This window comes from Sideroxyarcus sp. TK5 (assembly GCF_054601595.1).
The window spans coordinates 507,339-532,199 of the sequence record NZ_BAAHSJ010000001.1 but is presented as its reverse complement, the minus strand read 5'-3'; the positions used below and the strand labels follow the sequence as shown (position 1 = coordinate 532,199).

Here is a 24,861-nt window from a genome sequence, read left to right as displayed (position 1 = left end):
CTCCGATCAGACAGGCTGTAGTTGCAGACGCAAAAAGTCCGGTGCCTCTTCAGCCTTGGTGAATGTGGCGAATTCCCACGCCGATTCATCTGCCAGCAGCGCACGACAGAGGGCGTTATTCAATGCATGCCCGGATTTGTAGCCGGAGAACGCCCCGATCAGCGGGTGTCCAAGTAGATACAGATCACCGATGGCATCCAGCACCTTGTGCTTCACGAACTCATCCTCGAAACGCAGGCCGTCCGGATTGATCACACGGTACTCGTCCATCACGATGGCATTGTCCAGATTACCGCCCAGCGCCAGCCCCTGCGCCCGCATATTCTCCACATCCTGCATGAACCCGAAGGTGCGCGCCCGGCCGACTTCCTTAATATAGGAATGCTCGCCAAGGTCCACCACGACATCCTGCCTGGTATTGGCGAACACCGGATGGGCGAAGTTGATGGTGAAACTCAGCTTGTATCCGTTGAAAGGCTCGAAGCGCACCCACTTGTCCCCGTCCTTGACTTCGATCGTCTTTTTTATGCGGATGAACTTCTTGGGCGCATCCTGCTCGACGATGCCTGCCGATTGCAGCAGGAAGATGAACGTCCCCGCGCTTCCATCCATGATGGGCAACTCGGGGCTGCTCAGTTCGACGATGGCATTGTCGATCCCCAGGCCGGCCAAGGCCGACATCAGGTGCTCGACGGTGGCCACGCGCGCACCCTTCGCTTCCAGACAGGTCGACAGGCGCGTGTCATGTACCGCATGCGCTTCGGCGCGTATGTCCGGAGACTGAGGCAGATCCACGCGGCGGAACACGATGCCGCTGTCGATGGCTGCCGGACGCAAGGTCAGATAGACCTTTTCTCCGGTATGCAGACCGACACCGGTCGCTTCGACCACTGTCTTCAACGTGCGCTGTTTGACCATTCCTGTTATCCCGACTGACACGCCGGCGAGTTTAGCACAGGCCACCGCAGCGACCCGTCCCTGCCCACCGGCTATCGCCTCTTGCTCAGTCCGCCTGTTTGCGCAGGAACGACGGGATATCCAGCGTCTCGACTCCGGATTGCTTCATTGCCTCCACCGCCTCACGGTGACGTCCGCTGCGCATCACGGCCGGCATGTCCAGCTCGCTGAAATCCACCATCGGCGCATCATGCGTACCCGTGCGCAGCTGGGTCTGCGGCACCAGCACCGGTCTGCTCTGTGGCTTGCGGACTTCGCCCAGACCGGTCGCTACGATGGTCACACGCAGTTCGTCGCCCATGTTCTCGTCGAACACGGAACCGACGATGACGGTCGCCTCGGAAGCCGCGAACTGGAAGCAGTTCATCACTTCATGGAACTCCTCCAGCGTGATGCTGCTGCTCGACGTGATGTTGACCAGCATGCCACGCGCGCCTGTCAGGTCCACATCCTCCAGCAACGGGCTGGCGATGGCCTGTTCCGCCGCGCGCTGAGCACGGCCTTCGCCCGCAGCACTGGCCGATCCCATCATGGCCATGCCGTTCTCCGACATGACGGTACACACATCGGCAAAGTCCACGTTGATCATGCCCGGCACATTGATCACCTCGGCGATACCCGCCACCGCGCCGTGCAGCACACCGTTGGATGCCATATAGGCGGCAGGCATGGTGGTCTTCCCGCCCAGCACTTCCATCAGCTTTGCGTTCGGCACGATGATGAGCGAATCGACATAGGCGCTCAATTCTTCGATACCCTGTTGCGCCAATGCCATGCGTTTGCCTTCGAACACGAACGGCTTGGTGACCACGGCCACAGTCAGGATGCCCAGCTCCTTGGCCACCTGCGCCACGATCGGTGCGGCACCGGTACCGGTGCCGCCGCCCATCCCGGCAGTGATGAACACCATGTTCGCGCCGCTGATGATCTCGGCGATACGCTCGCGATCCTCTTCCGCCGCAGCTTGCCCGATTGCAGGCTTGGCCCCCGCGCCCAACCCCTTGGTCAGCGCGGAGCCGATCTGCAACTGCACGCGGGCCTTGCTGCGCTTCAACGCCTGCGCATCGGTATTGATGGTGATGAACTCGACCCCCTGCACCCCCTGTTCGATCATGTGATCGACCGCATTGCCGCCGCAGCCGCCCACGCCCACCACCTTGATCACCGCGCCTTGCGGTTGTGCATCCAACAGTTCGAAAGCCATCATTTTTCTCCTTAAGGTTGATAACAAATATTCAAATACAAAGCCGACCGATCACACAGCACGCCCACTGCTAAAAATTCCCCTTGAACCAATCCTTCATCTTTTCCAGCACATCCTTGAACGACCCCGTCCCCACCCTGGACACCTCCTCGCGCTGGTGGCGTTCCAGTCCGTACACCAGCAGACCGACTCCGGTCGCATAGCGCGGCGTCTTCACTACAGCCGACAAGCCGCCGATGTTGCGCGGCAGTCCCAGCCGCACCGGCAAGTGGAAGATCTCCTCGCCCAGCTCGACCATGCCCTGCATGGCCGCGCTGCCACCGGTTATGACGATGCCGGAGGACAGCAGGTCCTCGAAACCGCTGCGACGGATCTCCGTCTGCACCAGCGAATACAACTCCTCCACGCGCGGTTCGATCACTTCCGCCAGCGTCTGGCGCGACAACATGCGCGCACTGCGCTCGCCCACGCCCGGCACCTCGATCGGCGCATCGTTCGCCAGCTGGCGCAATGCGCAGCCGTACTTGATCTTGATGTCTTCCGCATCCTTGGTCGGTGTGCGCAGTGCCATCGCGATGTCGTTGGTGATCTGGTCGCCCGCGATGGGGATCACCGCCGTGTGGCGGATCGCGCCGCCGGTGAAGATCGCCACATCGGTCGTGCCACCGCCGATATCCACCAGACACACACCCAGCTCTCGCTCATCGTCCGCCAGCACCGCTTTGCTCGACGCCAGCGGTTGTAAAATCATGTCTTCCACTTCCAGTCCGCAGCGATGGATGCACTTGAGGATGTTCTGCACCGCAGACACCGCACCGGTCACGATATGTATCTCCACTTCCAGTCGCAGACCGCTCATGCCCAACGGCTTCTTGATGCCGCCCTGTCCGTCGATACTGAATTCCTGCTCCAGGATATGCAGGATCTGCTGGTCGCCCGGCAGGCTGATCGAGCTGGCCGTCTCGATGGCCCGCACCACATCGGTATGCGCCACTTCCTTGTCCTTGATCTTGATCATGCCGTGCGCGTTCGAACTGCGGATATGGCCGCCCGCGATGCCGGTATAGACCTGGCGTATCTTGCAGTCCGCCATCAGCTCCGCTTCCTGCAGTGCCTGCTGGATCGCGCCCACCGTGGCATCGATGTTCACCACCATGCCCTTTTTCATGCCGGATGATTGATGCATGCCCGCACCGATCACTTCCAGCGTACCCTCCGCAGTCACCTCGGCCACGATGCACGCGATCTTCGACGTGCCAATATCCAGACCCACGATCAGACTCTTGCTCTCTTTACTCATCACCTTCTCCTGAACACCCTATGCCGCGCTCAGCGGCGGCTGCACCGCAAATCCGTTCCGGTAACGCAGATCGATACGGCGCGCGTTCGGCGCGCGCACCGCCACGCTGTACGGAAAGACCTTGACGAAACGCGCCAGTCGTTCGCGCATCGCCTCGCGTCCCAGCGCAAGCTCCATGCCATCGTCCAGCTTCACCTGCCAGCTCATGCGCGGCGACAGATCCAATCGCGCGATATGTCTTTGCATAGGCTGCAACACCTGTTCCAGCTCGCCATACATGCGTGCCACCACCAGCGAGTTCTCCGTCTCGCCGGAGAACTCGGGAAGCGCCTCTTCGCTCACCGCCTCGAACACTTCGCCATGGCTATTCACCAGCGCGGTCTTGTTCCAGCGTGCCAGCGCGATGTGTTCCTCGATCGCCACTTCCAGTTGCCAGGGGAACTTGCGTCGCACACTCACAGAGCGCACCCAGGGCAATTGCTGGAATGCAGCGCGTGTCTCGGCCAGGTCGACGGTGAAGAAATTACCGTGCACCTGATCGCGCACCACTTCCTCCAGTTGCGCTACATCCACGCGTTGCGGATTTGCCGTCAGCACCACCGCCTGCAGTGAGAATGCCGGCAACTGCGCCACATAACGCAGCAGGCCATACACCATCAGCAACAGGCTGAAACCGAACAGCACATTGGCGATACCGCGCAGCAGATGAGCGTTATCCCACATGCGCGCCCTCCAGGATCTGCAACACCAGCTGGTCGAAACCGATCCCCGCCTGGCGTGCCGCCATCGGCACCAGACTGTGATCGGTCATGCCGGGCGCGGTGTTCACTTCCAGCAGATACATCTTGCCATCCTCGCCACGCAGGAAATCCACGCGCCCCCAGCCCTGTCCGCCGATCAACTGGAAACCCAGTTGCGCCATGTGCTGCATCTCGGCTTCCTGCTCGACATCCAGGCCGCACGGGCAGAGATAGCGCGTATCGTCGCGCAGGTACTTCGCTTCATAATCATAGAATTCGTTCGCCGGTTCGATCTTGATCGCCGGCAAAGCCTTGCCGTTCAGGATCGCCACCGTGTACTCGCCGCCGCTCATGAAGCTCTCGGCGATCACCACCTTGTCGTGCTTCGCGGCTTGCGCGTATGCAGCAGGCAGGTCTTCCACCTTTTTGACCTTGATCACGCCCACGCTTGAACCTTCGCAAGCAGGCTTCATGAACAGCGGCAGGTCGAGATGCTCGGCCACCGCATTCCAGTCGGTCGGTGCGGTCAGCGCTTCATATTCCGGGATCGGTAATCCGGCCGCCTGCCAGATCAGTTTGGTGCGCCACTTGTCCATGCCGATGGCCGAGGCCATCACGCCGCTGCCGGTGTAGGGGATGCCCATCAGTTCCAGCGCCCCCTGCACCGTGCCATCCTCGCCGCCCCGGCCATGCAACATGACAAACACGCGATCGAACTTACCCCTCTTCAATTCCGACAGCTCGCGCTCGGCTGGATCGAATGCATGCACGTCCACACCGCTGCGCAGCAAAGCGGCCAACACCGCCGCACCGCTCTTCAGCGACACTTCACGCTCCGCCGAACGCCCACCGAACAACACCGCCACTTTTCCGAATCTGCTCACTTGTCACTTTCTCCAACGATCTGTACTTCCGGATGCAGGTTGATGCCCGTCTGCTGCTGCACCGTCGTCTGCACTTCAACTATCAGCGCCTCGATATCCGCGGCGGTCGCTCCCCCTGCATTCACGATGAAGTTCGCATGCTTCTCCGACACCTGCGCGCCGCCGATGCGCTTGCCTTTCAGACCACAGCCCTCGATCAACTTCGCCGCATGTTCGCCCTGCGGGTTGCGGAACACGGAACCCGCATTGGGCATCTGCAAAGGCTGACTGGCGCTGCGCTTCTCCATCAACGCTTTGATCTCCCGCTTCGCCGCTTCGACGTCGCCCTCGCCGAAGCGCAGCCAGGCACCGACGAAGAACTCATCGCTCTGTTGCTTCAGCGCAACGTGGCGATAGCCGATGTCATATTCCTGCGGCGTGCGCTCGATCAGTGTCCCGCTGCGCGTCAGCACCTGCACACGCTGCACCGCGCCCCAGGTCTCGCTGCCGTAGCAACCGGCGTTCATCGCCAGCATTCCGCCCAGCGTGCCGGGGATGCCGACAAAGAATTCCGCGCCGCACAGCTTGTTGCCCGCCGCGAACCGCGCCAGCTTCGCACCCGGCACACCGGCCTGTGCGTAAATCTCTCCGTCTTCCATGCGCAACTCGGTGAGCGCACCGACCATCAGCAGCACCGTGCCGCGAAAACCGCCATCGCGCACCAGCAAGTTGCTGCCCAACCCGACCGCCAGCAAAGGCTCGTCCGCTGGCGTCTGTTGCAGGAACACCTGCAGATCCGCCAGGTCGGCCGGCTGGTACACGCGCCGCGCGACACCGCCCGCGCGCCAGCTCACGTGGCGCGACATCGGCTCGTCCAGCAGCATCTCGCCGCGCAAGCCTTCGGTATCGAACTGTGCCGGTTCGTTCATATTCATCTTTATGCGACTTGTTTCACTTTGCTCGGCACAGCGCCGATGGAACCCGCGCCCATGGTCAGCACCACATCGCCGTCTTTGGCCATCTGCATGATGGTCTGCGGCATGTCATTGATATCCTCGACGAACACGGCATTGCTCTGCCCTGCCACGCGCAATGCATGCATCAGCGCACGCCCGTCCGCCGCCACGAGGGGTGTCTCACCCGCAGCATAGATATCAGCCAGCGCCAGCGCATCCACGCCGCCCAACACCTTCACGAAATCCTCGAACAGGTCGCGCGTGCGCGTATAGCGATGCGGCTGGAACGCCAGCAGCAGGCGCTTGCCTGGGAATGCGCCGCGCACTGCGGCGATGGTCGCTTTCATCTCCACCGGATGATGGCCGTAATCGTCGATCAACGTGAAGCTGCCGCCGGACGGCAAGGCGACCTCACCGTAGCGCTGCATGCGTCGGCCCACGCCCTGGAATTCGGCCAGCGCATCGGCGATGGCTTGTGGCGCAACCCCCACTTCCAGACCGATGGCGATCGCTGCCAACGCGTTCAGCACGTTGTGTTCACCGGCCAGATTGAGCGTGATGTCCAGATCCAACGGCTTGCCATCGAACAGACATTTTTCGTCGTGGCGGCACTGCGCGGTGAAGCGCATCCGGCCAGCCTCGTGGCGCACATTCACCGCACGTATGTGGGCGTCTTCGCCCAGTCCGTAAGTGGTCACCGGTTTGCTGATGCGCGGCAGGATGTCGCGCACGTTCGGATCATCCGCGCACAGCATGGCGCGGCCGTAGAACGGCAGGCGCTCGATGAAATCGATGAAGGCCTGCTTCAGTTTGTTGAAGTCGTGACCGTAGGTCTCCATGTGATCGGCATCGATGTTGGTCACCGCGGCGATGATCGGCGTCAGGTGCAGGAAGGAAGCATCCGACTCGTCCGCTTCGGCCACGATGTATTCGCCCGTACCGAGACGCGCGTTCGCGCCGCTGCTATTCAGTCGCCCGCCGATGACGAAGGTCGGGTCGAAACCACCCTTGGCCAGCACGCTAGTCACCAGCGAAGTGGTGGTGGTCTTGCCGTGTGTGCCGGCGATGGCGATGCCCTGGCGCAGGCGCATCAGTTCGGCCAGCATCACCGCGCGCGGCACGATGGGGATGTGTTGCTCGCGGGCCGCGACCACTTCAGGGTTGTCCGCCTTCACGGCGGTGGACGTCACCACGGCATCCGCATCGCGCAGGTTCTTCGCATCGTGCCCCTGCGAGATCTCCGCACCGAGGTCGCGCAAACGCATGATGACCGTGCTGTCCGCGATATCGGAGCCGCTCACCTTGAAACCCAGGTTGAGCATCACCTCGGCGATACCGTTCATGCCGGAACCGCCGATACCTACGAAGTGGATGTTTTTGATCTTATGTTTCATATCTTCTATCCCGCCAAGGCAACGCAAACTTGCGCCACGTGTTGTGTTGCATCCGGTTTGGCCAGGCTGCGTGCAGCCTGTGCCATCGCCAGCAACTTTTCCCTGTCCAGTTCGCGCAGCAGTTGTGCCAGCTTGTCCGCACTCAATTCCTGTTGCGGCAAAAGGATCGCCGCGCCGCGCTCGCTCAGGAAACGCGCGTTGTGAGTCTGGTGGTCGTCCACCGCGAACGGGAACGGCACCAGCACGCTGGCCACACCCGCCGCCGCCAGCTCGGCGACCGTCAGCGCCCCCGCGCGACAGATCACCACATCGGCTTGCGCATACTGTTGCGGCATATCGTCGATGAAAGCGCGAACTTCGGCGTGTACCCCGGCTTGTGCATATAGCTGCTGCACTGCTTCGAAATTCTTCTTGCCGGTCTGGTGCACAACATTCGGTCTTGCATCCACCTCCAGCAACGCCAGTGCTTGCGGCAACGCATCGTTCAGAGCTTTGGCTCCAAGACTGCCGCCCACCACCAGCACATTCAACTTGCCGCTGCGCGATGCGTAGCGCACTTGCGGTGCAGCCAATGCTGCGATGTCGGTACGCACCGGGTTGCCGGCCCACTCAGTGCCTTTCAGTACATCAGGAAAACCGCTCAGCACTTTGGTCGCGAGCTTGGCCAATATCTTGTTGCTCATGCCCGCGATGGAGTTCTGCTCATGCACCACCAGCGGCCGGCGCAGGAATGCCGCCATCAATCCGCCCGGCATGGTGATGTAGCCGCCCATGCCCAGCACCACATCGGGCCGATGGCGCAGGATCGCCACCGCGCTCTGTCCCAGTGCACGCAGCAAGGTGAACGGTAGCATCAGCAAACGAATCAGCCCTTTGCCGCGCACACCGGAAAACTTCACCCATGCCACCGGATACCCATGCTTGGGCACCAGTTCGGCTTCCATGCTGTTCGGTGCGCCCAGCCAGACGATGTTCCAACCTTGCGCATGCAGCGCATCAGCGACCGCCAGCCCCGGGTAGATATGCCCGCCGGTTCCGCCTGCCATGACCATGAGAGTGCGGCTCATATCGGCAGCCCCCTCGCAACACGCCTGTTCTCGTAATCAATACGCAGCAACACCGCCACCGCCACCATGTTCACCACCACGCCGCTGCCGCCGAAGCTCAGGAATGGCAGGGTCAAACCCTTGGTCGGCAGTACGCCCATGTTCACGCCGATGTTGATCATCGCCTGCACGCCCAGCCACACGCCGATGCCCTGCGCCACCAGCGCGGCATACAGGCGGTCCGACATCGCGGCCTGGCGGCCGATGGCGAAGGCGCGCACGATCAGCCAGCCGAACAGCAGCAGCACTGCGCTCACGCCGAACAGGCCCAGCTCTTCGGCGATCACAGCCAGCAGGAAGTCGGTATGCGCTTCCGGCAGATAGAACAGTTTCTCCACGCTGCCGCCCAGGCCGACGCCCAGCCACTCGCCGCGCCCGAAGGCGATCAGCGCATGGCTCAACTGGTAGCCCTTGCCGTAGGGATCGGACCATGGGTCGAGGAAACCGAGTACGCGCTGCATACGGTATTCGGAAGAGAAGATGAGTGCGGCAAAGGCCAGTGGCAGCGCAACGGTCAGCGCGCCAAATATCTTCAGGTTGAAGCCGCCCAGCCACAGCATGCCCATCGCGATGGCACAGATCACCACGAAGGCGCCCATGTCCGGCTCCAGCAGCAGCAAGGCACCAACCAGTGCCATCACGATGAACATCGGCACGAAGGACTGCACGAAGCGGTGGCGCACCGCGCCTTTGCGCACCGCATAGTCGGCGGCGTACAGCACGGCGAACAGCTTCATCAATTCCGAAGGTTGCATGTTGAACACGACCAGCGAGATCCAGCGGCGGCTTCCGTTCACCGACTTTCCGATGCCCGGGATCAACACCAGTATCAACAACACCACTCCGATCACGAACAGCACCGGCGCATATTGTTGCCATTTCTGCGTGGGCACCATGAATGCCGCCATCGCAACAGCCAGACCGATCGCCATGAACAGGCTGTGGCGCACCAGATAGTAGGTCGCCTGGTGGCCGGTATAACGGCCCGCTTCGGCGGTGGCGATGGACGCGGAGTACACCATCACCAGACCGATGGCGAGCAACGCGGTGACCAGCCAGGCCAGCACGGTGTCGTATTCGGCCATGGCGCGACGCGGTGCGTTCAATGCGGTATTCAACATGTCGCCTCCGCTTGCAGTTTCCGCACCGCAGCGACGAATGCTTCCGCGCGATGCAGGTAGTTGCGATACATGTCGAAGCTGGCACAGGCGGGCGACATCAGCACCGCGTCCCCGCGCTGTGCATTGGCCGTCGCGGTGCGTACCGCATCTTCCATGTCGCGCGCGTTCAATACCGGCTTGCCGCATCCAGCGATTGCGCGTGCGATCAGCGGCGCGTCGCGGCCGATCAGTACCACGGCGCGCGCATGCTTTTCCACTGCCGCTTTCAAGGGCGAGAAATCCTGCCCCTTGCCGTCGCCGCCCAGGATCACGATTGCAGGTTTTCCCAGACCATTCAGCGCCGCTTCGGTCGCCCCGACGTTGGTCCCTTTGGAATCGTCGTAATAGGTGATGCCGTTCACTTGTGCCACTTCTTCCACACGGTGCGGCAAACCCTTGAAGGCGCGCAATGCCGCGACCAGCGGCGGCAGCGGCAAGTCGAGCGCACGGCACAGCGCCAGCGCGGCCAGCGCGTTCGCCACATTGTGCAGACCGGCCACCTGCAATTCGTCGGCGCGCATCACCTTCTGCGCGCCCTGCATCAGCCAGGTGATCGCACCTTCCTTGCCGATCCCCCAGTCCAGCTCGCTGCTCGGCGGCGTCAGCCCGAAGGTCACCTGTTTGCGTCCGGCCAGCCCCATCGCCGCGCTGCGCGCATCGTCGCGATTGAGCACCTGTACGCCGTCACCGTTATAGATGCGCGTCTTTGCGGCAGCATAAAGATCCATGCTGTGCGCATAGCGATCCAGATGGTCTTCGCTCACATTGAGCACCACCGCCACATCCGCGTTCAGGGTATGGGTCGTCTCCAACTGGAAGCTGGACAACTCCAGCACCCAGGCTTGCGGCTGGTGGCCGCCGCGCTCGCGCAAGGCATCCAGCACGGCGGGCGAGATGTTGCCCGCCACTTGCGCATCCAGCCCGGCGGCGGCGCACATCGCACCGACCATGCTGGTGGTGGTGGTCTTGCCATTGGCGCCGGTGATGGCGATGACTTTCGGTTTCGGCTGCGCATCCGCAATCTGTTGCGCCAGCAGTTCGATGTCGCCCTCGACCGGGATGCCCCGCGCGACCGCGCGCTGCACGAACGGTTCGGCCATCGGCACCCCGGGGCTGATGGCGATGCGGTCTATGCCTTGCAGCAGCGCGTCGTCGAACGCGCCGCAATGCATCTCGGCTTGCGGCATCTCGCTGCGCAATGTCGCCACACCGGGCGGCTCTGCACGACTATCGGCGACGCGCAGCCGCGCGCCCTGCGCATGCAGGAAACGCGCAAGCGACAACCCGGTCTCACCGAGACCGAGTATCAGCACCGATTTGTCGCGCAAAGATGTCATCTCAGTTTCAGCGTGGACAATCCAATGAGTACCAACAACATCGTGATGATCCAGAATCTCACGACGACTTGAGTCTCTTTCCAGCCCTTCTGCTCGAAGTGATGGTGCAGCGGGGCCATCAGCAGGATGCGCTGGCCGGTGCCGTAACGTTTCTTGGTGTATTTGAACCAGGAAACTTGCAGCATCACCGACACCGCCTCCACCACGAACACACCGCCCATGATGAACAGCACCAGTTCCTGGCGGATGATCACCGCCACTGCGCCGAGCGCCGCACCCAGCGCCAGCGCGCCGACGTCGCCCATGAACACTTCGGCGGGATAGGCGTTGAACCACAGGAAGGCCAGTCCGGCTCCCGCGATGGCGGCGCAGAACACGGCCAGTTCACCCGCGCCGGGGATAGCGGGTTCGCCCAGGTATTTGGCGAACTCGGCGTGTCCGGCGACATAGGCGAAGATGGCCAGCGCCGCCGCCACCATCACGGTCGGCATGATGGCCAGGCCGTCCAGACCGTCGGTCAGGTTCACCGCGTTGCTGCTGCCCACGATGACCAGATACACCAGCACGATGAAACCGACCATGCCGAGCGGGATGACGAAGTTCTTGAAGAACGGCACGATGATCTCGGTGTGCTGCGGCAACGTGGCATGCGTCCACAGATAGATTCCGACCGCCAGCGCGATCAGGGATTGCCAGAACATCTTGGCGCGCGCGGACAGCCCGTCCGGGTTCTTGTAGACCACCTTGCGGTAGTCGTCCACCCAGCCGATGGCCCCCACGCCCAGCGTGGTCAGCAACACCACCCACACATAGGCGTTGTGCAGATCGCCCCACAGCAGGGTAGTGATCGCCACGGACATCAGTATCAGCGCGCCGCCCATGGTCGGCGTGCCGGCTTTCACCAGATGCGTCTGTGGGCCGTCGCTGCGCACCGACTGGCCGATCTTCATCGCGGTCAGTTTGCGGATCATCCACGGACCGAGCATGAAGGAGATGATGAGCGCGGTCATCGCGGCCATCACTGCGCGCAGCGTGATGTAGTTGAACACGCTGAATGCGCGGATATCCTGTGATAGCCATTGGGCTAATGCGAGCAGCATGTTTCCTCCTGTTGCAACGCGCAGGCCTGCACCACGCGTTCCATTTTCATGAAGCGCGAGCCCTTCACCAGCACCGTGGTCTGCGCGTCCAGTTCTTGTTCGAGTACAGCCAGTAAACCTTCCACATCCGCGAAGTGCGTTGCAGCGTTCCCGAATTCGGCCACGGCTTGCGCGCTGAGCGTGCCCAACGCATACAGCTTTTCGATGCCCAGTTCGCGTGCGGCGATGCCGATCTCGCGATGGAACTGTGCCGCGTTGTCGCCCAGTTCGCCCATGTCGCCCAGCACGAAGATGCGCTTGCCTGTCGCCTGCGCCAGCACCTCCAGTGCGGCATGCATGGAAGCCGGATTGGCGTTGTAGGTATCGTCGATCAGCGTCGCGCCGCCCAGCGCCTGTTTGCGCTGCAAGCGTCCCGCCACGCCGCCGAAGGATTCCAGTGCGCGCTCGATAGTTGCAATTGGCACATGCACGGCCAGCGCTGCGGTTGCGGCAGCCAGCGCGTTGCGCGCATTGTGTTCGCCAGGCACCTGCAGCACGACGCGCAGTTCGCCCGCCGGAGTGAACGCACGCAGTTCCCCGCCGAAACCCTGTGCCTGCCATTCGCCTTTCACGGCAGCGTTATGTTCCAGCGCGAAGTCGAACACGCGATGTTTGTCCGCCAGCGTGCGCCACAGTCCGGCATGCGCATCGTCGGCATTGATGACTGCGGTGCCGTTACCTTGCAGCCCGGCGAAGATCTCGCCCTTGGCGCGCGCCACCCCTTCCACCGAACCCAGTCCTTGCAGATGCGCACCGCTGGCGTTGTTGACCAGCACCACATCGGGCTGCGCGAGATGCGTGAGATATGCGATCTCGCCGGGGTGGTTCATGCCCATCTCGATCACGGCATAGCGATGTTGCGCACGCAGCTTGAGCAGGGTGAGCGGCATACCGATGTCGTTGTTGAAGTTGCCGCGTGTCGCCAGCACGGCGTCTTCGCCCGCGTGCGCAGCGAAGATCGCTGCCAGCATCTCCTTGACCGTGGTCTTGCCGTTGCTGCCGGTGACGGCGAGCAGCGGAATGTCGAACTGCCTGCGCCAGTACGCGGCCAGTTTTCCCAGCGCGAGGCGCGTGTCGGGCACGAACAACACGGGGCATCCCACTTCTTCCAGTACGCTGCCTTCCTTCACGATGGCCGCGACCGCACCGGCTTGCGCGGCCTGCGCGACGAACTGCGCGCCGTCGAAATGCTCGCCGCGCAACGCGATGAACAGGTCGCCCGGCGCGATGCTGCGCGTATCGGTGGAAACGGCGGTGAAGCGCACATCATTTCCGTCCATGCTGGCATGCAATGCGGCGGCGGCCTGTGAGAGCAGCATCATGACCAGCGCTCCTCGGGTTTCCACATGCTCAGCGCGCGCTGCGCCAGTTCGCTGTCGGAGAAGGGATGGCGCACCCCGGCGATCTCCTGATATTCCTCGTGTCCCTTGCCGGCGATCAGCACGGTATCGTTGATACGCGCATGGTCGATGGCCTGCGCGATGGCGCGCGCGCGATCCTCGATCACCTGGCACTCGCCCTGCATGCCGGCACGGATCTCTTCGATGATCGAATGCGCATCTTCGCTGCGCGGATTGTCGCTGGTGACGATGCGCACATCGGCGAAGCGCTCGGCGACCTTGCCCATCATCGGGCGCTTGCCGCGATCCCGGTCGCCGCCGCAACCGAACACGCAGATGACGTGACCGCCGGCCGGTTCAGTCGCCTCGCGCAGCGTCTTCAGCACGTTCTCCAGCGCATCCGGCGTGTGCGCGTAATCCACCACCACCATCGGCACTTCCTTGCCACCCAGTGTCTGCATGCGTCCGGCGACCGCCTTTTGCAGGCCCAACTCGCGCACGGCGTCTTCCATGGCCACCCCGCTTGCCAGCAAAACTGCCAGCGCACCCAGCAGGTTGGAGGCATTGAACACGCCGACCAGACGGCTGTTCATATCCGCCGCACCCCAACTGGTATGCAACGTCAGGGACATGCCCTGCATGTCCGCGCGTACCAGTTTGCCGTGCACCATGCGAATGCCGAGACGGCCGGCGCGCTGCAGCGCCTCTTCGCTCAGGCCATAGCCGATCACTTCCGCCGCACCGTCGCGCAGCGAGGTGGCCAGTTCGTCGCCGAAGGCATCGTCCAGATTGACCACGGCGAATTTGAGGCTGTCCCAGTCGAACAGCTTGCGCTTGGCCGCGGCGTAGTGCTGCATGTCGCCGTGGTAATCGAGATGGTCGCGTGTGAGGTTGGTGAGCAGCGCCACATCGAACTGCATGCCGTTGACGCGCCCTTGCGAGAGCGCATGCGAGGAGACTTCCATCACCGCTGCTTGCGCACCCTGCCGTATCCCCTCGGCCAGCAGCGCATGCAGATGCAGCACATCCGGCGTGGTGTTCACGCTCGCCTGCAAGGCATCCGGAAAACCGTTGCCCAGCGTGCCGATCACCAGGCTCTTGCTGCCTACTGCGGAAAAGCAGCGTGCCAGCCACTGGCTGATCGAGGTCTTGCCGTTGGTGCCGGTCACCCCCACCGTCCACAATTTGGCCGACGGCTGACCATAGATGCTGTCTGCGATGAATCCGGCCTGTTGACGCAGACCATGCACCGGCAGATTGGGCACCGTCCATTCCGGACGCCAGACGAAATCCTGCGCCTCCCAGATCACCGCATTGGCGCCGTTCGCGATCGCCTGCGCGATGTAGCGACGCCCGTCATTGCCTTCACCGGGATAGGCAACGAAGGTGTCGCCCGCCCGTACCGCGCGGCTATCCGAGACGAGGCGCTTGACCTCGATACCCAGCATGCCCAGTTCACCGAGTCGAAGCGCGTTCATGTCTCCTCCTCCACCAGTTGTGCGGACTGCAGGACATTGTTCAGCGGTGCATCGTAAGGGACGTCCAGCGCGCGCAGCGAAGCGCTCATCACACTCTGGAAAACAGGCGCGGCGACCAGTCCGCCGTAGTATTGGGCACCGGACGGTTCATCCACCATCACGGCCACGATCAGGCGTGGATCGGAGGCCGGCGCCATGCCGACGAAGGAGGCGACGTACTCATCCACGTAGCGGCCGTTCTGCAATTTGTGCGCGGTCCCCGTCTTGCCCGCCACGCGATAGCCGCGGATCTGCGCCAGCGGCGCGGTGCCGCCGGGCTTCACCACCAGTTCCAGCATGTCGCGCACCGCGCGCGCGGTGCGTATCGAATAGACCGGCTCGCCCGCCACGTGCCCGGTTTGACGCAGCATGCTGACCGGCTTGAGTTCTCCGTCGTTGGCGAACACGGTATAGGCACGGGCAAGCTGCAACAGGTTGACCGAGATACCGTTGCCGTAGGACATGGTGGCCTGCTCAATGGGCCGCCATGTCTTGAAATCGCGCAGGATGCCGGTCGCTTCGCCGGGGAAACCGCTGCCGGTTCGCATGCCGAAACCCGCATCGCTCAGGTGCCCCCAGAACGTATGCGGCGTCAGCGACAACGCCATCTTGGCCGAACCGACGTTGCTCGATTTCTGGATGATCTGCGAGACGGTCATCACACCGTCCGGATGCGTGTCGTGGATGGTGCGGCCGTTGATGGTCAGCCTGCCGTCGCCGGTATCGATACGGGTATCCGGCTTGAACTTCCCTTCTTCCAGCACGGCGGCTGCCGCGAACGCCTTCATGGTCGAGCCGGGCTCGAACAGGTCGGTGACGGCACGATTGCGCATCACGGACAGCGTCGCACCTTTGCGATTGTTCGGGTTGTAGGTGGGCCAATTGGCCAGCGCCAGCACCTCGCCGCTCCTCGCATCCAGCACGATGATGGAGCCGGACTGGGCCTTGTGGTCTATCACGGCCTGCTTGATCTCGCGGAACGCCAGGAACTGCAGTTTGCTGTCTATGCTCAGCGCGACATCGCCGCCCTCTTTCGGCGCACGCAGACTGGCCACGTCCTCGATGATCTGCCCGCGCCTGTCCTTGATCACGCGCTGACTGCCCGGCTTGCCGCCCAGCGTCTCCTGCAGCGCCAGCTCGATGCCTTCGCGACCGTTATCGTCCACATCGGTGAAGCCAAGCAGATGGGAAGTCACCTCGCCCGCCGGGTAGTAGCGCTTGTATTCCCGTTGCAGCGATATACCCGGGATATTGAGTGCCGCCACCTTGCGCGCCTGCTCCGGCGGCAACTGGCGCTTGAGATAGACGAAATCGCGCCGCGCCTGAAGTTTGTCGCGCAATGCCTCGGGTTTCATATCCAGCGCCCGCGCGAGGTTCATCAGCTGGCGCATATCGATCACCACCTCGGCCGGACTGGCCCAGACAGACTCCACCGGCGTGCTGATCGCCAGCGGCTCGCCGTTGCGGTCGGTGATCATGCCGCGATGCGCGGGCACCTCGATCACGCGCGCATAGCGCGCATCGCCTTTCTGCTGCAGAAAATCGTTGTTGATCCCCTGCAGGTAGACGGCTCGCGCGAACAGCGCCAGCATCACCAGCAGCAACAGCACGAACAGGAGGCGCGAGCGCCAGGCGGGCAAGGCAAGCTGCGCAGAGGTCTGGGGGAGCGAGGCGTAGTTCATGGCCGCACCCCGTCACCGTCGATGCGCACCAGGTGCATCTGGTCGCTGACAGGCATGTGCATCTGCAATTGCTGGCGTGCGAGCTTCTCTACGCGCGTCGGCATCGCCAGCGTGCTCTGCTCCAACTGCAATTTGCCCCACTCTACATCCATCTGTTGCGCCCGTTCTTTCTCGTACTGCAGATCCACAAACAATTTGCGCGCTTTGTGCTGGGAGGTGACGACTCCCAACGCACAGGCGATGACCAGAATCAGCAACGCTACATTCAGCCTAGCCACCCAGCCGCTCCGCCACTCTGAGCACCGCGCTGCGCGCGCGCGGGTTGGCTGCCAGCTCGGCAGCCGATGCGAACACCGGCTTGCCGATCAGCTTGAGCTTCCCCTGCGGAACGTCCGCCGCGCGGATCGGCACGAACTTGGGCACCTTGTCGCCCTGCGCCATGTCGCGCATGAAACGTTTCACGATGCGGTCTTCAAGGGAGTGGAAGCTGATGATGGACATGCGCCCGCCCGCTTTCAGACGCCCCACGCACTGCGGAAGAACATTCTCGAGCTCTTCGAGCTCGCGATTGAGATGAATCCGTATAGCCTGAAAGGTTCGCGTGGCCGGGTTCTTGCCCGGTTCGCGCGTGCGCACGCACTGCCCCACGATGTCGCTGAGCTGCCCGGTTGTCTCGATAGCCCGCTCCTGGCGCGCAGCAACAATCGTCCTTGCAATCTGCCTAGCAAACCGTTCTTCGCCGTAATCACGTATCACCTCCGCCAGTTCTCTTTCTTCCACGGTCGCCAGCCATTCGGCTGCCGTCTGCCCACTGCTCGTATCCATGCGCATGTCCAGCGGCGCATCGAAACGGAAACTGAAGCCACGCTGCTCGTCGTCCAGTTGCGGCGACGACACCCCCAGATCCAGCAGTACACCATCCACCTTGTCCACGCCCTGCTCGGTCAGCACTTGCGCCAGCTGCTCGAAGCCGCGATGCACCAGCGTGAATCTCGCATCATTGATCGCGCGCCCTGCTGCGATGGCCGCCGGATCCTTGTCCAGTGCGATCAATCGCCCCTGCGCTCCCAGGCGCTGCATGATCAGGCGACTATGCCCGCCGCGACCAAAAGTGCCGTCCACGTAGATGCCATCCGGCCGCACCTGCAACGCATCGACCGCTTCGTTCAACAGGACGGTCGCATGCGCGAACGCGTCACTCACAAGGTGAACCCTTCCAGCTCCGGCGGCAGATCGTCCATCGAGAAACTAGTCATCTTCTCGTACTGCGCCTGCCAGCGCGCCTCGTCCCACAATTCGAATTTGTTGCCCTGACCGACCAGCATCACGCGCTTGTCCAGCTTGGCGTAATCACGCAAGGTCGCGGAGATCAGCACGCGCCCGGCAGCATCCATGACCACGTCTTCCGCATGACCGACCAAGAAGCGCTGCAAAGCGCGCGTTTTAGGATTGAAAGCGGAAAGCTGCATCAGCTTCTCGCGGATGGGTTGCCACTCGGGCTGCGGATAGACGAGCAGACAACCGTCGGCATCGGCGGTCAGCACCAACTGACCGGCGCAATGGGCCAGCAGCATGTCGCGATACCGCGTGGGTATCGTCAGCCTGCCCTTGCCATCCAGATTGAATTGCGCCGCCCCTTGGAACATGGAACCCCTTTGCCTCCCATTTATTCCCACTTTTTACCACTGGGTCCCACTATATTGAAAACAATCGGGTCGGTCAAGCAGGAAAATGGGTTTTTTTCTTTTCAGGACAAAGGGTTAGCGGCTTTCGTTGAGATAAAATAAATACGCTTAAAAAGCAATGGATTGCACAAAACAGCTAAAGTTGTTTGTGATGGAAGGTCTATATATTTGGCAGGACGACACGATACTTCGCATCGTCCCGATGAAGGAACTGCACAGAGGAATGACTCAGTTGAGTGTCGGCTCGCCGCCCTTGGGGAACAGCACCCACATGCGACCGCGCTGCTTCATGCGCCCCGCTTTGGCACCAGCCAGCTCGCCGAAACCCCAGAAGAAGTCGGCTCGCACCGCCCCCTTGATGGCACCGCCGGTGTCCTGCGCGAACATGAGGCGATTGAGCGGTTCTTCGGTGTTGGGCTGGGTCGTGGACAGGAACACCGGCACGCCGAGCGGCATGGTGCGCCGGTCAACTGCGATGCTGTATTCGTTGGTGAGCGGCACACCCAATGCCCCCACCGGACCCGAGATCGCATCCGGCATTTCACGGAAGAACACATAGCTGGGGTTGTGCCCCAGCAACACTGCGAGCCGTTCCGGATTCTTTTCAGCCCAGCGCTTGATGCTTTGCATCGAAGCCTGGTCTGCCGTCATCTCACCCATATCGATCAGACGCCGCCCGATGGACGCGTAGGGATGCCCGTTCTGGTCGGCGTAGCCGATCTTGACGCGAGTGCCATCCTCCAGCTGGACACGCCCCGAACCCTGTATCTGCAGAAAGAACAGCTCCACTTCGTTGTCCACCCACAGGAAGGCATGGCCTTGTAGCGCCTCGGCCCGACCCGCATCGATCTCGGCACGATTGAAGTAGGGCACGACACGCTTGCCTTCCAGACGGGCGCGCGCCGTCTTGCCACGGAATTCTGGATACAGTTCACCCATGTCCACTTCCAGCATGTCTTCCGGCGGCGCATAGACCGGGTAGGGGTATTTGGCGCTCTGCTTGCGGCTGCCGTATAGCAGGGGCTCGTAATAGCCGGTGACCAGTCCGGTATCCGTGCCGTCCGGGTTGAGGACGCGATAGGGAGTGAACCAGGTCTCGTAGAAAGTGCGTTGCGCCATCAGGTCGTCCGGTGCGATGGCTTTCGCCGCATCGCAGATCGGCAACCACAAAGTCTTGTAGCGCAGTGCACTGCAACTCTGCTCGAGCGCCGGCCAGGAGGCCGGCAATTCCTGATTCAGCCAGTCCGGTAGCTCCGACCAGCTGGCCAGCATGAAATCGGGCGAGACCTTGCCGACCGGCGGCACCGGCTCGATCACCGCAGGCTTGAACATGTTGCAGGCCGACAACCAGACACTGAGGCCCAACAGCAGGGCCAGATTACGAACGGGCAAGAGAGACTTCATCGTTTCCTGACTAATGCAGCGTGCGCGGCACGCTCAATACGAACTGGGGCACGGGGACCGTGAACTCGCCACCGTCCAGTACTTGCATGCGGTAGCTGCCCGACATTGTACCCACTTGGGTGGCCAGCACGGTGCCACTTGAATATTCGAACTTCTCGCCCGGCTTGATCACCGGCTGCTCGCCGACCACCCCCTTGCCCTTCACTTCCTGCACGTGGTTGTTGGCATCCGTGATGATCCAGTGACGGCTCAGCAACTGCACCGCCTGCGGCCCCTGATTGGTGATGGTGATGGTGTAGGAGAAAACGAAGCGTTCATCCGCCTCATCGGATTGTTCCGCCAGATGGCGTACCTGTACGGCAACGTGAACACGATATCGAGAAGAATCATCCATCGTTGCATTTCACCGTATTTTACATGTCATGACAAGCCGCACAGCGGCGCAGGGCGCATTTCAGGTAAAATGCGCGTCCAAAATTCAAACCCGTCTCAATTAAAGGAACTCTCATGGATTATCAGATCGCCCCCTCCATCCTCTCCGCAAACTTTGCCAAGCTGGGCGAGGAAGTGGACAACGTGCTGGCCTCCGGTGCGGACATCGTGCACTTCGATGTGATGGACAACCACTACGTGCCCAACCTGACCATAGGTCCCTTGGTCTGCGAAGCGCTACGCAAACACGGCGTGACTGCAGACATCGACGTGCACCTGATGGTCAAGCCGGTGGATCGCATCATCCCCGACTTCGCCAAGGCCGGCGCGACCTACATCACCTTCCACCCGGAAGCCTCCGAGCACATCGACCGCACCATCGGCATGATCAAGGAACTCGGCTGCAAGGCTGGTCTGGTGTTCAATCCCGCCACACCGCTGGATATTCTCGAGTACACCCTGCCCAAGCTGGACATGGTGCTGCTGATGTCGGTCAACCCCGGCTTCGGCGGTCAGAAATTCATCCCGCACGTGCTGGACAAGGCACGCAAGGTACGCGCCATGATCGACGCCGGCGGTTACAAGTGCCGTCTGGAGATCGACGGTGGCGTGGGCCCGGCCAACATCAAGGAAGTGGCTGAAGCAGGCGTCGACACTTTCGTGGCCGGTTCTGCCGTGTTCGGCAAGAAGAACGACAAAGACGCGAACCACTACAACACCATCATCGGCGAACTGCGCGCAGAGCTGGCCAAAGTCGGCAAGTAATGGCGTACCAGGACTTCCCGCTGGCTGTCTCGGCCATCGTCATCGACCTGGACGGCACCCTGCTGCATACCGCACCGGAACTGGCCGAATCGGCCAACCGCATGTTGCGCGACATGGGCCGTCCACCCGTGTCGCAAGACCTGCTGATGAGCTATATCGGCAACGGCATCCACTGGCTGGTCAAGCGTGCGCTGACCGGCGACATGCATGCCGAACCGGATGCCGCGCTGTTCGACCAGGCATTGCCCATCTTCGAGCAGCATTACACCGCGCTGCTGCTGCAGAGCAAGCCGTTCCCCAATGTGATCAAAGGGCTCGATGCGATGAAAGCGGCGGGTTTCCGTCTCGGCTGCATCACCAACAAGGTCGAGCGCTACACCACGCCTTTGCTCAAAGGCATCGGCATGGCACACTACTTCGACATCGTGCTGGCTGGTGACACACTGCCCGAGAAGAAGCCGCATCCACTGCCGTTGCTGCACGCGGCCAAGTTCTTCGGCTGTACCATCGAACATCTGCTGCTGGTCGGCGATTCGCTGAGTGATGCGCAGGCGGCACGTGCCGCAGGATGCCCCATCATCTGCGTACCTTACGGCTACAATCACGGCGAGCCGGTGGAGACACTGAACGTGGATGCAGTCATTCCCGATCTCACCGGCGTGTTGCCACTCATCAAACCAAACTGACATGACCCATACCGACCTCTTATTGCAGACGACCTGGTGGCGATGGTGATCCGGCATCACCGGACATCGCGTCCACCCATGGTCATCGCACAACACTAGAGAGGTCTTTATGCTGTCCCCTATCACTCAGGAAGAATTCAACGCATTAGCCGCACAAGGCTACAACCGCATCCCGCTGGTCGCCGAGACCTTCGCCGATCTGGACACGCCGCTGTCACTGTATCTCAAGCTGGCCAACAAGCCGTTCAGCTATCTGCTCGAATCGGTGCAGGGCGGCGAACGCTTCGGTCGTTATTCCTTCATCGGCCTGCCGGCCGAGACACGCATCTCGGTGCGCGGCAACCAGGTCACACTGACCAACGCCAGTGGCGAGACGACGCAACAGGTCGAACATCCGCTCGACTTCATCAGCGACTACCAGAAGCGTTTCAAGGTCGCGCCGCTGTCCGGCCTGCCGCGCTTCACCGGCGGTCTGGCGGGTTACTTCGGCTACGACACCGTGCGCTACATAGAACCGCGCCTGGCCCGGACACGGAAGCCGGATACGCTGGGCACGCCCGACATCCTGCTGATGCTGACCGAACAACTGGCGGTGATCGACAACCTGTCCGGCAAGCTCACCTTCATCGTGTATGTCGATCCGGCACAGGACGACGCCTACCCGCTCGGGCGCGACCGTCTGCGCGAGTTGATCGGCATGATGCGCCTGCCGGCAGACATCCCGTTCGTACCGCCGGCACAACATGTCGAAGCCAAATCGGAATTCGGCGAAGCGGCCTTCAAGGCTGCGGTGGAGAAGTCCAAGCAATACATATTCGACGGCGACATCATGCAGGTGGTGCTGTCGCAACGCATGTCACAGCCCTTCCCGGCATCGCCGCTGTCGCTGTATCGCGCGCTACGCAGCATCAATCCTTCGCCCTACATGTTCTATTACGACATGGGCGACCATCACGTGGTCGGCTCCTCGCCGGAGATATTGGCGCGACTGGAAGGTGACACCGTCACCGTGCGCCCGATTGCCGGAACCCGACCGCGCGGCAAGACCCCGCAACAGGATGCCGAACTGGCAACAGAACTGCTGGCCGATCCAAAGGAACTGGCCGAGCATCTGATGCTGATCGACCTCGGTCGCAACGACATCGGCCGCGTGGCCGAACACGGCACGGTGAAGCTCACCGACAAGATGGTGATCGAGCGTTACTCGCATGTGATGCACATCGTTTCCAACGTCGAGGCGAAGCTGAAGCGAGGCCTGGATGCGATGGATGTGCTGAAAGCCACCTTCCCCGCCGGCACGGTCAGCGGCGCGGCCAAAGTGCGCGCGATGGAGATCATCGACGAACTGGAACCTTCCAAGCGCGGCATCTACGCCGGCGCAGTCGGTTACCTCGGTTTCAACGGCGACATGGACGTCGCCATCGCCCTGCGCACCGCCGTGGTGAAGGACAAGATGCTCTACGTGCAGGCGGGTGCGGGCATCGTCGCCGACTCGGTGCCCGAGAGCGAATGGCAGGAGACGCAGAACAAGGCGCGCGCCGTGCTGCGCGCTGCGGAGATGGTGCTGGACGGGCTCGATGCCCAAGCCCACCGCTAGGAGGACACCATGCTTTTGATGATAGACAACTACGACTCCTTCACCTACAACCTGGTGCAATACTTCGCCGAGCTCGGCGCGGATGTGGTGGTGAAGCGCAACGACGAGATCACGGTGGATGACATCGCGAAGATGAACCCGCAGCACCTGGTCGTCTCGCCCGGCCCCTGCACACCGAACGAGGCGGGCATCTCGGTCGCCGCGATCAAGACTTACGCGGGGAAGATACCGCTGCTCGGCGTGTGCCTCGGCCACCAGAGCATCGGCCAGGCCTTCGGCGGCAGGATCATCCACGCCAAGACGCTGATGCACGGCAAGACCTCGCTGATCCACCACCACGGCAACAGCGTGTTCACTGGCCTGCCTTCGCCGTTCACCGCCACGCGCTATCATTCGCTGGTGATCGAGCGCGAGACCATGCCCGACTGCCTGGAGATCACCGCCTGGACCGACGACGGCGAGATCATGGGCGTGCGCCACAAGACGCTGGCCGTGCACGGTGTGCAGTTCCACCCGGAATCCATCCTGACCGAGCACGGCCATGACATGTTGAAGAACTTCCTGGAGGGCAAACCATGAAGCCGCAAGACGCACTCAAGCGCATCATCGAGCACCGCGAGATCTTCCACGACGAGATGGTGTCGCTGATGCGGCAGATCATGGGCGGCGAAGTCACGCCCGTGATGATCGCGGCCATCATCACCGGGTTACGCGTGAAGAAGGAGACCATCGGCGAGATCGCCGGTGCGGCGCTGGTGATGCGCGAACTCTCTACCAAGGTGGATATCGCGGACGACAACCGGCTGGTGGACACCTGCGGCACCGGCGGCGATGGTGCACACACCTTCAACATCTCCACCGCCTCGGCCTTCGTCGCGGCAGCCGCAGGGGCGAAGATCGCCAAGCACGGCGGGCGTTCGGTATCGTCTCAATCGGGCAGCGCCGACGTGCTGGAAGCGCTGGGCATCAACATCAACCTGACGCCGGAACAGACCGCGAAGTGCATCAGCGAGGCCGGCTTCGGTTTCATGTTCGCCCCGAATTACCACAGCGCGATGAAGCATGCCGCGCCGGTGCGCAAGGAACTGGGCGTACGCACCCTGTTCAACATCCTCGGCCCTTTGACCAACCCCGCTGGCGCAAAACAGCAACTGCTCGGCGTGTTCCATCCCGACCTGGTCGGCATCCAGGCACGCGTGCTGCAACGCCTGGGCAGCCAGCGCGTGATGGTGGTGCATGGCATGGACGGGCTGGACGAGATCACGCTGACCGGCGAAACCATGGTGGCAGAGCTGAAAGATGGCGAAGTGCGTGAGTACACCGTGCATCCCAAGCAGTTCGGCCTCTCCACCGCCTCGCTGGAAGAGATCCAGGCCAGCAACGTGCAGGCTTCGCGCGACATGATCCTCGACGTGCTGGACAACCAGCCCGGCCCGGCGCTGGACATCGTGCTGATGAACGCGGGCGCTTCCGTCTACCTAGCCGGACTTTCCGACACGCTGCAGAACGGCGTGAAGAAAGCCGCCGAAGTCATCGCCAGCGGCGCGGCCAAGGCCAAGCTGGCGCAACTGATACAGGTGAGCAACGCCTGAGCGGC

At 62.2% G+C, this 24,861-nt stretch carries 24 protein-coding genes; 5 read left to right on the top strand and 19 right to left on the bottom strand.

Annotated elements, in window-relative coordinates:
- Positions 1-6: 6 nt before the first annotated feature.
- From lpxC to apaG, 19 genes are all read right to left on the bottom strand, one after another.
- Entirely contained in the window at positions 7-918 is a 912-nt protein-coding gene (lpxC, locus tag ACYPYQ_RS02665) for a UDP-3-O-acyl-N-acetylglucosamine deacetylase (RefSeq protein WP_459719105.1), read from the bottom strand.
- An 85-nt stretch (positions 919-1,003) separates the two neighbouring features.
- Complete coding sequence (gene ftsZ / locus ACYPYQ_RS02660) at positions 1,004-2,161, bottom strand: cell division protein FtsZ (RefSeq protein WP_459719102.1); 1,158 nt, start codon at positions 2,159-2,161, stop codon at positions 1,004-1,006.
- 70 nt (positions 2,162-2,231) lie between these two features.
- Entirely contained in the window at positions 2,232-3,461 is a 1,230-nt protein-coding gene (gene ftsA / locus ACYPYQ_RS02655) for a cell division protein FtsA (protein WP_459719099.1), read from the bottom strand.
- An 18-nt stretch (positions 3,462-3,479) separates the two neighbouring features.
- Positions 3,480-4,184: a cell division protein FtsQ/DivIB gene (locus tag ACYPYQ_RS02650; RefSeq protein ID WP_459719097.1), complete on the bottom strand. Its 705-nt coding sequence runs from the start codon at positions 4,182-4,184 to the stop codon at positions 3,480-3,482.
- On the bottom strand, positions 4,174-5,085 hold the full coding sequence (locus ACYPYQ_RS02645) for a D-alanine--D-alanine ligase (protein WP_459719094.1): 912 nt from the start codon (positions 5,083-5,085) through the stop codon (positions 4,174-4,176). Before ACYPYQ_RS02645 ends, ACYPYQ_RS02650 begins: the two co-directional genes overlap by 11 nt.
- Complete coding sequence (murB, locus tag ACYPYQ_RS02640) at positions 5,082-5,999, bottom strand: UDP-N-acetylmuramate dehydrogenase (protein WP_459719090.1); 918 nt, start codon at positions 5,997-5,999, stop codon at positions 5,082-5,084. Before murB ends, ACYPYQ_RS02645 begins: the two co-directional genes overlap by 4 nt.
- Positions 6,000-6,001: 2 nt before the next feature.
- The gene (gene murC / locus ACYPYQ_RS02635) at positions 6,002-7,414 is read right to left on the bottom strand and encodes a UDP-N-acetylmuramate--L-alanine ligase (protein WP_459719087.1); all 1,413 of its coding nucleotides are present in this window, start codon (positions 7,412-7,414) and stop codon (positions 6,002-6,004) included.
- Between the two features lie 5 nt (positions 7,415-7,419).
- Positions 7,420-8,481 carry an undecaprenyldiphospho-muramoylpentapeptide beta-N-acetylglucosaminyltransferase gene (gene murG / locus ACYPYQ_RS02630; protein ID WP_459719084.1) on the bottom strand — a complete coding sequence of 354 codons (1,062 nt, stop codon included), beginning with the start codon at positions 8,479-8,481 and terminating at the stop codon, positions 7,420-7,422.
- Positions 8,478-9,641, bottom strand: coding sequence for a putative lipid II flippase FtsW (ftsW, locus tag ACYPYQ_RS02625; protein WP_459719082.1), 1,164 nt, complete (start codon positions 9,639-9,641; stop codon positions 8,478-8,480). The genes murG and ftsW overlap by 4 nt, the downstream gene beginning before the upstream one ends.
- Positions 9,635-11,017 (bottom strand): UDP-N-acetylmuramoyl-L-alanine--D-glutamate ligase, encoded by a 1,383-nt coding sequence (gene murD / locus ACYPYQ_RS02620; protein WP_459719079.1) that lies wholly within the window; start codon positions 11,015-11,017, stop codon positions 9,635-9,637. The genes ftsW and murD overlap by 7 nt, the downstream gene beginning before the upstream one ends.
- Positions 11,014-12,117, bottom strand: a complete 1,104-nt coding sequence (gene mraY, locus ACYPYQ_RS02615; protein ID WP_459719076.1) for a phospho-N-acetylmuramoyl-pentapeptide-transferase — start codon at positions 12,115-12,117, stop codon at positions 11,014-11,016. Before mraY ends, murD begins: the two co-directional genes overlap by 4 nt.
- Positions 12,102-13,478 (bottom strand): UDP-N-acetylmuramoyl-tripeptide--D-alanyl-D-alanine ligase, encoded by a 1,377-nt coding sequence (locus ACYPYQ_RS02610; protein ID WP_459719073.1) that lies wholly within the window; start codon positions 13,476-13,478, stop codon positions 12,102-12,104. The genes mraY and ACYPYQ_RS02610 overlap by 16 nt, the downstream gene beginning before the upstream one ends.
- Positions 13,475-14,974 (bottom strand): UDP-N-acetylmuramoyl-L-alanyl-D-glutamate--2,6-diaminopimelate ligase, encoded by a 1,500-nt coding sequence (locus tag ACYPYQ_RS02605; RefSeq protein ID WP_459719069.1) that lies wholly within the window; start codon positions 14,972-14,974, stop codon positions 13,475-13,477. The genes ACYPYQ_RS02610 and ACYPYQ_RS02605 overlap by 4 nt, the downstream gene beginning before the upstream one ends.
- Positions 14,971-16,695, bottom strand: a complete 1,725-nt coding sequence (locus tag ACYPYQ_RS02600; protein WP_459719065.1) for a peptidoglycan D,D-transpeptidase FtsI family protein — start codon at positions 16,693-16,695, stop codon at positions 14,971-14,973. The genes ACYPYQ_RS02605 and ACYPYQ_RS02600 overlap by 4 nt, the downstream gene beginning before the upstream one ends.
- Positions 16,692-16,973, bottom strand: a complete 282-nt coding sequence (gene ftsL / locus ACYPYQ_RS02595) for a cell division protein FtsL (RefSeq protein ID WP_459719058.1) — start codon at positions 16,971-16,973, stop codon at positions 16,692-16,694. The genes ACYPYQ_RS02600 and ftsL overlap by 4 nt, the downstream gene beginning before the upstream one ends.
- Positions 16,966-17,898: a 16S rRNA (cytosine(1402)-N(4))-methyltransferase RsmH gene (gene rsmH / locus ACYPYQ_RS02590; RefSeq protein WP_459719054.1), complete on the bottom strand. Its 933-nt coding sequence runs from the start codon at positions 17,896-17,898 to the stop codon at positions 16,966-16,968. Before rsmH ends, ftsL begins: the two co-directional genes overlap by 8 nt.
- Positions 17,895-18,341, bottom strand: a complete 447-nt coding sequence (mraZ, locus tag ACYPYQ_RS02585) for a division/cell wall cluster transcriptional repressor MraZ (RefSeq protein ID WP_459719050.1) — start codon at positions 18,339-18,341, stop codon at positions 17,895-17,897. The genes rsmH and mraZ overlap by 4 nt, the downstream gene beginning before the upstream one ends.
- A gap of 267 nt (positions 18,342-18,608) precedes the next feature.
- Positions 18,609-19,784, bottom strand: a complete 1,176-nt coding sequence (gene mltA / locus ACYPYQ_RS02580) for a murein transglycosylase A (RefSeq protein WP_459719047.1) — start codon at positions 19,782-19,784, stop codon at positions 18,609-18,611.
- A 10-nt stretch (positions 19,785-19,794) separates the two neighbouring features.
- Entirely contained in the window at positions 19,795-20,178 is a 384-nt protein-coding gene (gene apaG / locus ACYPYQ_RS02575; RefSeq protein ID WP_459719045.1) for a Co2+/Mg2+ efflux protein ApaG, read from the bottom strand.
- 113 nt (positions 20,179-20,291) lie between these two features.
- Here apaG and rpe point away from each other — a divergent pair, with 113 nt between their 5' ends.
- The 5 genes from rpe (at position 20,292) to trpD (ending at position 24,856) form a co-directional block, all read left to right on the top strand.
- The gene (rpe, locus tag ACYPYQ_RS02570) at positions 20,292-20,981 is read left to right on the top strand and encodes a ribulose-phosphate 3-epimerase (RefSeq protein WP_459719042.1); all 690 of its coding nucleotides are present in this window, start codon (positions 20,292-20,294) and stop codon (positions 20,979-20,981) included.
- Positions 20,981-21,667: a phosphoglycolate phosphatase gene (locus ACYPYQ_RS02565; RefSeq protein ID WP_459719039.1), complete on the top strand. Its 687-nt coding sequence runs from the start codon at positions 20,981-20,983 to the stop codon at positions 21,665-21,667. The genes rpe and ACYPYQ_RS02565 overlap by 1 nt, the downstream gene beginning before the upstream one ends.
- Before the next feature lie 109 nt (positions 21,668-21,776).
- Complete coding sequence (gene trpE / locus ACYPYQ_RS02560) at positions 21,777-23,264, top strand: anthranilate synthase component I (protein ID WP_459719037.1); 1,488 nt, start codon at positions 21,777-21,779, stop codon at positions 23,262-23,264.
- Positions 23,265-23,273: 9 nt separating this feature from the next.
- On the top strand, positions 23,274-23,843 hold the full coding sequence (locus ACYPYQ_RS02555) for an anthranilate synthase component II (RefSeq protein WP_459719034.1): 570 nt from the start codon (positions 23,274-23,276) through the stop codon (positions 23,841-23,843).
- A complete protein-coding gene (trpD, locus tag ACYPYQ_RS02550; protein ID WP_459719031.1) occupies positions 23,840-24,856 on the top strand; it encodes an anthranilate phosphoribosyltransferase in 1,017 nt (338 codons plus the stop codon). Before ACYPYQ_RS02555 ends, trpD begins: the two co-directional genes overlap by 4 nt.
- Positions 24,857-24,861: the final 5 nt, after the last annotated feature.